Origin of the sequence: Neisseria bergeri (assembly GCA_003044455.1) — a bacterium.
Classification (GTDB): domain Bacteria; phylum Pseudomonadota; class Gammaproteobacteria; order Burkholderiales; family Neisseriaceae; genus Neisseria; species Neisseria bergeri.
The window spans coordinates 1-6,746 of record POWY01000027.1 but is presented as its reverse complement, the minus strand read 5'-3'; the positions used below and the strand labels follow the sequence as shown (position 1 = coordinate 6,746).

The 6,746-nt window shown below is 41.7% G+C and carries 7 protein-coding genes and 2 pseudogenes; 7 read left to right on the top strand and 2 right to left on the bottom strand.

The window, feature by feature from the left end; translation table 11 throughout:
• The 5 genes and pseudogenes from DBY86_RS12585 to DBY86_RS13205 all read left to right on the top strand — a co-directional run.
• A partial coding sequence (locus DBY86_RS12585; protein ID WP_159068599.1) for a transposase occupies nucleotides 1-317 on the top strand: 317 nt, incomplete at its 5' end.
• A 233-nt stretch (nucleotides 318-550) separates the two neighbouring features.
• Complete coding sequence (gene parA / locus DBY86_RS12580) at nucleotides 551-1,198, top strand: ParA family partition ATPase (RefSeq protein WP_107820199.1); 648 nt, start codon at nucleotides 551-553, stop codon at nucleotides 1,196-1,198.
• Nucleotides 1,199-1,459: a hypothetical protein gene (locus DBY86_RS12575; RefSeq protein ID WP_107820198.1), complete on the top strand. Its 261-nt coding sequence runs from the start codon at nucleotides 1,199-1,201 to the stop codon at nucleotides 1,457-1,459. It abuts the gene before it with no gap.
• A gap of 1,789 nt (nucleotides 1,460-3,248) precedes the next feature.
• Nucleotides 3,249-4,358: a replication initiation protein RepM gene (gene repM / locus DBY86_RS12565; RefSeq protein WP_107820196.1), complete on the top strand. Its 1,110-nt coding sequence runs from the start codon at nucleotides 3,249-3,251 to the stop codon at nucleotides 4,356-4,358.
• Nucleotides 4,359-4,461: 103 nt separating this feature from the next.
• Nucleotides 4,462-4,547, top strand: a pseudogene (locus DBY86_RS13205) (DnaB-like helicase N-terminal domain-containing protein); the annotation flags it as partial.
• Here the strand turns inward: DBY86_RS13205 and DBY86_RS13875 are convergent.
• Nucleotides 4,540-4,644, bottom strand: a pseudogene (locus tag DBY86_RS13875) (IS1595 family transposase); the annotation flags it as partial. The pseudogenes DBY86_RS13205 and DBY86_RS13875 overlap by 8 nt on opposite strands.
• A gap of 214 nt (nucleotides 4,645-4,858) precedes the next feature.
• Nucleotides 4,859-5,998 carry an RNA-guided endonuclease InsQ/TnpB family protein gene (locus tag DBY86_RS12560; RefSeq protein ID WP_107820195.1) on the bottom strand — a complete coding sequence of 380 codons (1,140 nt, stop codon included), beginning with the start codon at nucleotides 5,996-5,998 and terminating at the stop codon, nucleotides 4,859-4,861.
• A 13-nt stretch (nucleotides 5,999-6,011) separates the two neighbouring features.
• Between DBY86_RS12560 and tnpA the strand changes: the two genes are divergently transcribed.
• Both tnpA and DBY86_RS14200 read left to right on the top strand, forming a co-directional pair.
• A complete protein-coding gene (gene tnpA / locus DBY86_RS12555; protein ID WP_107820194.1) occupies nucleotides 6,012-6,458 on the top strand; it encodes an IS200/IS605 family transposase in 447 nt (148 codons plus the stop codon).
• A gap of 109 nt (nucleotides 6,459-6,567) precedes the next feature.
• A partial coding sequence (locus DBY86_RS14200) for an ESPR domain-containing protein (RefSeq protein ID WP_199901109.1) occupies nucleotides 6,568-6,746 on the top strand: 179 nt, incomplete at its 3' end.

The following is a 6,746-nucleotide window of genomic DNA, read 5'->3' as shown; positions in this document are numbered from 1 at the left end:
ATGCCGACAAAGGCTACGACAGTAAGGAAAACCGGCAACATCTGAAAGAGCATCAGTTGTTAGACGGCATTATGCGCAAAGCCTGCCGCAACCGTCCGCTGACGGAAGTGCAAACCAAACGCAACCGATATTTGTCGAAGACCCGTTATGTGGTCGAACAAAGCTTTGGGACGCTGCACCGTAAGTTCCGCTATGCCCGGGCAGCCTATTTTGGTCTGCTCAAAGTGAGCGCGCAAAGCCACCTGAAGGCGATGTGTTTGAACCTGTTGAAAGCCGCCAACAGGCTAAGTGTGTCTGCCTTAGTTACACGCTCATAAAACGGACGCGCCAATTATGGCAATTGTGGAGGTAATTTAAAAGAGAATCCTTCAAGCTTCTCTTTTTTATATTCTCCACAGTTTAGCTGTTTTACATTTTAGCAGTTGCGCAGTTTCACAGTCGTATAACTTTGCTAAATTTATAGTTGCAATGTACTAGCTTTAATGAAATAATATATTTAAATTAATTTTGAGGTGTACACTTGCCTGCACCCTACACAGAGGTCTATAAGATGATTATTTCTTTTCTGAATCAGAAAGGCGGAACAGGTAAAACGACCGTCAGTACCAATGTTGCCGCAGAATTGGCCTATCGTGGTTTTAAAACACTGTTTGTAGATGCAGACCCGCAAGGCACGGCGATGCGCGGAGCCAGTGAACGTCCTGAAGACGAACCCCTACTCTACAATGTTATCGGTATGCCCAATACCAGCATTTCCCAGCAGATTCCCAAAATGCAGGAAGAAAACGGCTACGATTTCGTTATTATCGACGGCCCGCCCCGCATGACTTCCTTGGCTAAAAACATCATCATCACCAGTGATGTTATCGTGATGCCTATGCGGGCATCAGGATACGACGAATGGGCAACCAAGGAAATGGAGGAACTTGTAGATGAGGCACGGAATTTCAAACCATCTATTATCTCCGCAATCTGTTTCAATGCTTTTGCCAAAAACACCAAGGTTGCAAAGGGCATCTTTCAGGATATTAAAGAGAAAGATTGGTCTTTTTTCGACACACTTATCTCTTCCCGAGCTATTTTTGCAGATGCCGGAACAAGGGGTTTGTCCGTCCGGGAAGTCGATCCACGCTCTCCTGCCGTAACTGAAATAGAAAACCTTGTTAATGAAATTCTTGCTTTAAGAAAGGACAAATAAATGGCTGTTAAAGAAAAAGATATGTCTGCTTGGCTGTCCGGCAATACGGCAGAAGATGAAAAACCGACGGAACAATCCCCTCAACCTCAAGAAGAAAAACCGAACTTTAATACAATGGAAGAGCGTCAGGCTCGCCTTACCGTCCCCATCCCCGTTTCCATGCACGTCAGGGTTAAAATTCATTGTGCAAGACACGGTATCACCCAAAACGATATGGTTGCTCAAGCCGTCAGAGAGTATTTGGAACGAAACGGAAGCTGAAATCCGAGTACGAGTATTGGAGGCTAATGAAAATAATCAAGCCTCTAACATTCCCTCTATTGCACCGTAAGCATCCAGAAAACCTATTGCAGACGATAGTTGGAGATCCGATAACGGATTTGAGTGCAAGGCAGTTGAATATTCTGAGGTAACTGGTTGAATACCATTCAAAGATATTCACTGTCAGCCTTCTGATGGGCGAACACGGACTATCGGATGTCACCGTCCGAAAGGATTTGAAAGTTTTGTCTATTCGTGGGTTTCTAACTACCCAATTCAAAGATGGATATACCTTAGAGTACATCGTATCGGATGGTTTGCTTGAACGTCTAGTGGTAAGTTGCGAATAAAAACTACCGCATAATCAGATTGTGTGATGTTTTTTTGTAGTTACAAGAACGGATTATCGACAAATTTAAAATTTTGCGTATCTTTCAAATTAATCTTGGCTGTGTTTTGATATTAGGTTGATATAGGGTTTAAGAAGGAATCATGAAATACATGATTCCTTTTCGTTTGCCTACATTAAAAAATAAAGAATAGGAGTTATTTTTTAATTTTAGTCTTTTAACACCTTTTCTTTTTTTTAGCAGCTTTTTTATTTGTCTAGTGTTCTGTATTTAAATGGATTTTCTCGCCATCATGGTATATATCACACCGTTTATCGGGCAACATCACACCGTTTGTCGTTTTATTTGACACCGTTTGCCGTGCAATTCAGCACCGTCTGTCGGGAAATGGCACACCGTTTTGCAGGTATATCGCACCTTTTGGCGTGCAAGACTAAACAGATGGGAAAATAGAAATATCACACCTGTTTTCGTGTAAAACAAGCTGTGAACAACATATCTGACATTGATATAACACCATTTATCGTGCTTGAAGAATTTCCCCTAGTTATTAATTTAATTAATTGATGTATATAGATTTTATTCTAAATAATCGGCAATACTGCCTTCAATATCACACCATACGATGTGCTAAATTTCATCAAAAACTTTTGTTAGCTGGAACCCTACCTGTAGGTGTGGTCGGCCGTTAACACGTAGGACGAATGTCCAAGTACCGGTAAGAAGGCGTTAATGAATGTCCTCAAAAATAAGGGCAGCACACATAGCAGCGTGCCTTTTAATGTAAGGTTACGGATTGATTGTCTTGCAGATGTGATTTCAGCCAAAGATATAACACCGTTTTTCGTGCTTAAAAAATTCACTTATGCTGCTATTTTAATATATTGATATGTATATATTTTTATAATAAATTCTGTATAAACACCCTCAATATCACACCTTTTGGTGTGCAAAATTCCTTACCGGTTGAAACCCGTCGCTTGGACATTCGTTCCTTTCTAAATCAGGATGATGCTTTATGTGTTGCCCTTTAAAAACTTATATAACACCGTTTGGCGTGCAACAGTCTTGGGTTTAACCCTTGAATAACAAAAAAATAGAGTGAGTTTTTCATTTTAGTCTTTTAACCCCTTTTTCTTTTCGGTCTGTATATTTCAAAAGAATATATTGAATTTCAAAGATATTGCTGTTGTAAGTCAGGATATATCACACCGTTTATCGGGCAATATCATACCGTTTATCGGGCAATATCATACCGTTTGTCGTTTTCTTTGACACCGTTTACCGTGCAATGCAGCACCGTCTGTCGGGAAATGGCACACCGTTTTGCAGGTATATCACACCTTTTAGCGTGCATAAGGTTCAAGAATCAACCGATCATTTGACACCCTAATCATACAAAGGTAGCATATTGTTTTTATTTAGCGGAACCATCTGTTATGGCTGTCAAAAATCTTGTTGTTAAAGACAATGCGTTAATCAATGCCAGCTACAATCTCGAACTGGTGGAGCAGAGGTTAATACTGTTGTCCATTATTGAGGCTAGGACTACGGGAAAGGGGATTACCGCAAACGACAGGTTGACCATTACAGCCAGCAGTTACATGAATAATTTCCATACCAACCGCAATACGGCGTATAAGGCTTTGAAAGATGCCTGTAACAACCTTTTTGAACGCCAATTCAGTTTTATCGAAAAAACACCAAAAGGGGAAAAGGTAGTACGGACAAGGTGGGTATCTCAGGTTGCCTATATTGAACAACAGGCAACGGTAGAGTTAGTTTTTGCACCAAATGTTGCCCCTTTGATTACGATGCTAGAAAAAAACTTCACAAGCTACGAGCTTGATCAGGTCTCATCGTTGAGCAGTAAATACGCGGTGCGGCTCTACGAAATTATTATTTCATGGCGTGCAGCCAGTAAGACACCGATGTTCAGTACAATGGAGTTGCGCGAACGTTTGGGTGTGATGCCTGACGAGTATCAAAAAATGGAGCTATTCAAACGTAAGGTTTTGGATTTCGCCATCAAGCAGATCAATGATAAAACGGATATTTCCATTACCTACGAGCAGCATAAAGAAGGACGAAAAATTGTAGGTTTTACATTCTCAATCCTACATAAAATAGGGTTGAAAGACATCCCTCTTGAAAATCAATCGGAACTTTTTGCCGGAATGACTGATTTGGAAGCCGGAACGATACGGGGCAGGGCGGAAGCATATATCGCTTCGCTCATTGCAAAAGGTCAGAACGTGACTAAAGCCCATAGGCTGAATATTCTGAAAAAAGCCGTAGAGGAACGTTGGGGATTTGAAGATGCGGCTAAAGATAATGGGGTCAAAAATCCTGAAAACAAAAATGCAAAAGTCGTTTTAACCGAATGGGAAAAGATTTCTAATGGCACACGTTTTAAGGATAAGGATGGAACAATTTGGGTTAAAGATTCAGGTATGCTTAGGACAGAAGGGACAAACAGGTGGATTGCCGATTCTCAGATTGCCAGATTATTTCCTATGTTAACTGTGATGGTTGAGGAAGGTATTTAACCCGGCAGATCACGCATTCTACCTGTTTTGCGGTACGGAAACCAATTGAACCTGCTTTACGCTACAATAGAAGATTGCAATTTCGGCACAATAAGGATGTACCATGAACGATTACGCAGCTATGCCGTCTGAAGACCGCGAGGTCGGCGCATTGTCGCTGCCCCCCATTCGATGGAGGCGGAACAGTCAAAATATCGGCAGCGGAACGGGTGGTAGCTTGGAGTACGAAAAATTCAAGCAGTTTCTTTTGAACTCTATTGTTTAATTTACAATTGGTTATCTTTATTTTCGTAGCCTGGCATAACTGCTAATCTACGTCAGCCCCTAAAAATTAATCTAATTTACGATTTTGACATCCTCCCCCGCCTAAAGGGCGGGGGATTCCTACTGCGGTCGGCGGTGTTCTGCCAACCCGCTTTGGCGGGTTCGTGCTGCTGACAACCTTACCGCATTGTTCACTTCACACGCGCTACGGGCATGTCCTGCCCTGATTTGACTGATTATTGCGCCGCCAAGATTTCCTGACCGCGTCGTAATATATTTATCGCCCCAACCACATCCGCATTTTCTGTATAGCCGCATTCTACGCATTCGAAATCAGCCTGCGTTTGGCGGTTTTCCTTTGCGGTATAACCGCAACAAGGACAGGTTCGACTGGTATTTTGCGGCGGTACGGCAACCAGATGTCCGCCATTCCACAATAATTTGTAATCCAACTGCCGTCTGAACTCAAACCAAGACTGATCCAGTATCATCCGGTTCAAACCTGATTTCTGTTTCACGTTTTTACCGTACTGTTCAATATCTCCTTTGGCGGATTTGGACATGTTTGTTACCTGCAAATCTTCAACATACACAATCGCGTGGCTTTGGCTGATTTGGCTGCTGATTTGGTGCAAGTAGTTTTTACGGATATTGCTGATTTTGTGGTGCAATTTGGCGATTTTCGCCTTTAATTTCTGCCAGTTTTGGCTAAATTTAACCTTGTTTTTAAGTCGGCGTTGTAGTTTTGCCAGTTTGCCTTTAAGGTTTTTGAATGCGTTAATCGGCTCAAAATGTTCGCCGTTGGATAGCGTAGCGAAGCGCACGATGCCCATATCGATACCGATTTCTCCGCCTTTGGGTTGCGGTGTTTTTTGTTCAAATTCTGTTTGAACGGAGATATACCACTTACCGCATTTTCGTCTGACGGTTACGTTCTTCATTTCGCCGACAATGGCACGGCTGTTGCGATAACGTATCCAACCGATTTTGGGCAGATAGATGCGGTTATTTTGTTGTTCCAGTTTACAGCCTTGCGGAAATCTGAAACTGTCTTTTTCGCCCTTGCGTTTGAATTTTGGAAAGTCCGAACGTTTGGCGAAGAAGTTTTTGAATGAGCTTTCTAAATCTTTCAAAGCTTGCTGCAAAACCTGACTGTGGCAATCTTTTAGCCAAGTTAATTCACGTTTCCATTCAGGCAACAAATTCGCGATTTTGTTGTAACTGAATTTGAATGATTTATCTGCTTCGTACTGTTCATTTTGATACGCCAAAGCGCGATTGAATACAAAACGGGAACAACCGCAAAACTGCTTAAGTCTGCGGATTTGTGCGCCGTTTGGCATCAATTCAAATTTGAACGCTTTGAGTATTTGCATGGTTTCGTAGATAATGGAATTTTTGATTATTCTACACTTGGTCTATGGAAAAGAAACTGATTTAAGACGTGGTAGACACGTTGTTTTTAACTTACATGTTCATTTAGTCTTTGTCGCAAAATACCGCCGAAAAGTGTTCACAAAAGAAATTTTAGACGATATGCGACAAATTTTTGAAAGCGTTTGCACCGATTTTGAGGCACAACTAGTGGAATTTGACGGTGAAAATGACCATGTTCATTTGCTTGTAAACTATCCACCCAAAGTATCTATTTCAAAACTCGTGAACAGCTTGAAAGGTGTATCTAGTCGTATGATTAGGCAAAAAAATTATCCCGGTATTCGTGAGAAACTTTGGGGTGGTGCGTTGTGGTCGCCGTCTTATTTTGCAGGTAGTTGTGGTGGTGCATCTATTTCCATTATTCGACAATATATTGAGCAGCAAAATACGCCTGACTGAAATTCAATGTTTTTAGGACTGCTTTGCAGTCCGTGCCTGATATCTCCGCCGTGAACGGCGAAGTTTTACGGCGCATTCGGATAAAAATATTATTAAGAAAGCCCTTACTATGAACCGCACTCTGTACAAAGTTGTATTTAACAAACATCGAAACTGCATGATAGCCGTTGCTGAAAATGCCAAACGCGAGGGCAAAAACACAGCCGACACCCAAGCTGTAGGTATTTTGCCAAATGATATTGCGGGCTTTACGGGTTTTATCCATTCTATCTCTGTTATCTCATTCTC

Excerpts from the sequence above, each read along its gene's own strand:
- parA (WP_107820199.1), top strand. The coding sequence starts at position 551 with ATGATTATTTCTTTTCTGAATCAGAAAGGCGGAACAGGTAAAACGACC.
- DBY86_RS12575 (WP_107820198.1), top strand. The coding sequence starts at position 1,199 with ATGGCTGTTAAAGAAAAAGATATGTCTGCTTGGCTGTCCGGCAATACG.
- repM (WP_107820196.1), top strand. The coding sequence starts at position 3,249 with ATGGCTGTCAAAAATCTTGTTGTTAAAGACAATGCGTTAATCAATGCC.
- DBY86_RS12560 (WP_107820195.1), bottom strand. The coding sequence starts at position 5,998 with ATGCAAATACTCAAAGCGTTCAAATTTGAATTGATGCCAAACGGCGCA.
- tnpA (WP_107820194.1), top strand. The coding sequence starts at position 6,012 with ATGGAATTTTTGATTATTCTACACTTGGTCTATGGAAAAGAAACTGAT.